2 rRNA genes are annotated in these 3,201 nt (G+C 47.1%); both read right to left on the reverse strand.

Annotated elements, in window-relative coordinates:
* Positions 1-39 precede the first annotated feature (39 nt).
* Positions 40-151, reverse strand: a 5S ribosomal RNA gene (gene rrf / locus C1A06_RS14925).
* An 84-nt stretch (positions 152-235) separates the two neighbouring features.
* Positions 236-3,116 (reverse strand): 23S ribosomal RNA (locus C1A06_RS14930).
* Positions 3,117-3,201 lie beyond the last annotated feature (85 nt).

Here is a 3,201-nt window from a genome sequence, read left to right on the forward strand (position 1 = left end):
AGGAGGTCACTAGTATAAACTAATGACCTCCTCAGGTAAAATTGGCGGCTATCTACTCTCCCACCTGTAGGGCAGTACCATCGACGCTATTGGGCTTAACTTCTCTGTTCGGAATGGGAAGAGGTGGAACCCCAACGCTATAACCACCTAAAATATCGTAAACATGATGATAAAGTATAAGTGTTGCGAATCGCAATGTCTTTTTTGTGATTTCACTCTTATAGAGTGAGCCACTTTAAAAAAGCTTCGGGCAATTAGTACTACTCGGCTATGACATTGCTGCCTTTACACCTGTAGCCTATCAACGTCGTAGTCTACAACGACCCTTATATGGATATCTTATCTTGAAGTTGGCTTCGTGCTTAGATGCTTTCAGCACTTATCCAAAACCGTACTTAGCTACCCAGCAATGCTCCTGGCGAAACAACTGGTGAACCAGGGGTACGTCCAACACGGTCCTCTCGTACTAGTGTCAGATCTCCGCAAATATCCTGCGCCCACGATAGATAGAGACCGAACTGTCTCACGACGTTCTGAACCCAGCTCGCGTGCCACTTTAATGGGCGAACAGCCCAACCCTTGGGACCTGCTCCAGCCCCAGGATGTGACGAGCCGACATCGAGGTGCCAAACCATTCCGTCGATATGAGCTCTTGGGAATGATCAGCCTGTTATCCCCGGAGTACCTTTTATCCTTTGAGCGATGGCCATTCCATACTGAAACCACCGGATCACTATGCTCTAGTTTCCTACCTGATCGACTTGTTGGTCTCTCAGTCAAGCGTGCTTATGCCATTACACTCTACGAACGGTTACCAATCGTTCTGAGCACACCTTTAGAAGCCTCCGTTACACTTTTGGAGGCGACCACCCCAGTCAAACTACCCACCATACAATGTCCTCGCATCCGCGAGTTAGATTTCAAATAATTAAAGGGCCGTATTTCAACGGCGGCTCCACAAAAACTAGCGTCCCTGCTTCATAGCCTCCGGCCTATCCTACACATCAAGTACCCAAAATCAATGTAAAGCTATAGTAAAGGTTCACGGGGTCTTTTCGTCCCATCGCGGGTAATCGGCATCTTCACCGATACTACAATTTCACCGAGCTCATAGTTGAGACAGTATCCACATCATTACACCATTCGTGCAGGTCGGAACTTACCCGACAAGGAATTTCGCTACCTTAGGACCGTTATAGTTACGGCCGCCGTTTACTGGGGCTTCAATTCAATGCTTCTCTTGCGATGACATCTCCTCTTAACCTTCCAGCACCGGGCAGGTGTCAGGCTGTATACATCTAATTTCTTATTAGCACAGCCATGTGTTTTTGATAAACAGTTGCATGGATCTATTCTCTGCGGCCCACATTGCTGTGGGCACCCTTTATTCCGAAGTTACAGGGTCATTTTGCTTAATTCCTTAACTATGAATCACTCGAGCGCCTTAGTATTTTCAACCCGACTACGTGTGTCCGTTTGCGGTACGGATACTATACGAATTAGCGTTTAGCGGATTTTCTTGGCAGCCGGATTACCTGTATATCTACGCTCCCGAAGGATTGTAGTACTTTCCCACTTCAGCTCAAGGTACGGATTTGCCTATACCTCTCATAACCTACATGGTTAAACCAACTATTCCGTCAGTTGGCAACAGTGTCACTTCTGCGTCTCCACTTCACTCCGTATAGTAGTTGCGGAATGTTTACCGCATGTCCATCGGTATCGCCGTTTGGCTTAACCTTAGGGCCCGACTTACCCTGATCCGATTAGCGTTGATCAGGAAACCTTAGTCTTTCGGCGAGGGGGTTTCTCTCCCCCTTTATCGTTACTTATACCTACATTTGCTTTTCCATTCGCTCCAGAAGGGCTCACGCCCCGCCTTCAACGCTGATATGGAATGCTCCCCTACCGATAATATTTATCCCATAGCTTCGGCAACTGATTTATGCCCGATTATTATCCACGCAAAACCACTCGACTAGTGAGCTGTTACGCACTCTTTAAATGAATGGCTGCTTCCAAGCCAACATCCTAGCTGTCTCGGTAGTTTTACTTCGTTATTATTCAACTTAACCAGTATTTGGGGGCCTTAGCTGATGGTCTGGGTTCTTTCCCTCTCGGACATGGACCTTAGCACCCATGCCCTCACTCCCGTGTAAATCTTACGCCCATTCGGAGTTTATCTGGACTTGATAGGCGGCGAAGCCCTCGCATCCAATCAGTAGCTCTACCTGACGTAAGTATTAACCACGAGGCTGCACCTAAATGCATTTCGGGGAGTACGAGCTATCTCCAAGTTTGATTAGCCTTTCACCCCTACCCTCAAGTCATCCGAAAACTTTTCAACGTTTACCGGTTCGGTCCTCCAATTGGTGTTACCCAAACTTCAACCTGCTCAAGGGTAGATCACTTGGTTTCGCGTCTACTACCACTGACTTAACGCCCTGTTAAGACTCGCTTTCGCTTCGGCTGCAACCCTCTCTAGGTCTTAACCTTGCCAGTGACAGTAACTCGTAGGTTCATTATGCAAAAGGCACGCCGTCACATTGCTGCTCCGACCGCTTGTAGGCACATGGTTTCAGGAACTATTTCACTCCTCTATTCGAGGTTCTTTTCACCTTTCCCTCACGGTACTGGTTCGCTATCGGTCTCTCAGGAGTATTTAGCCTTAGCGGATGGTCCCGCCAGATTCACACAGGATTTCTCGTGTCCCGCGCTACTCAGGATACTGATAGGAATCATAAAAATACGCATACGGGATTATCACCCTCTATGATCAAACTTTCCAGTTTGTTTTGCTTCGTTTATTTCTTCCACAGCTCAGTCCTACAACCCCAACATTGCCGAAACAACGTTGGTTTGGGCTAATCCCCGTTCGCTCGCCACTACTAGGGGAATCACTTTTGTTTTCTTTTCCTCCGGCTACTTAGATGTTTCAGTTCACCGGGTTGACTCCATATAGTATGGTAATAGATTCTTCACCTATTGGGTTGCCCCATTCGGAAATCCACGGATCAAAGGATATTTGCTCCTCCCCGCAGCTTATCGCAGCTTATCACGTCCTTCATCGCCTCTGAGAGCCAAGGCATCCACCATGTGCCCTTATCTACTTTTTTTATTCTTTTCGTCACTTAACCCGAAAGTCAAGCAACTCGATTGCTCTACTTATACTTTATGTTATCATCATGTCAATGAACGCTT

It is taken from the genome of Dysgonomonas massiliensis, assembly GCF_900240225.1.
Lineage (GTDB): Bacteria > Bacteroidota > Bacteroidia > Bacteroidales > Dysgonomonadaceae > Dysgonomonas > Dysgonomonas massiliensis.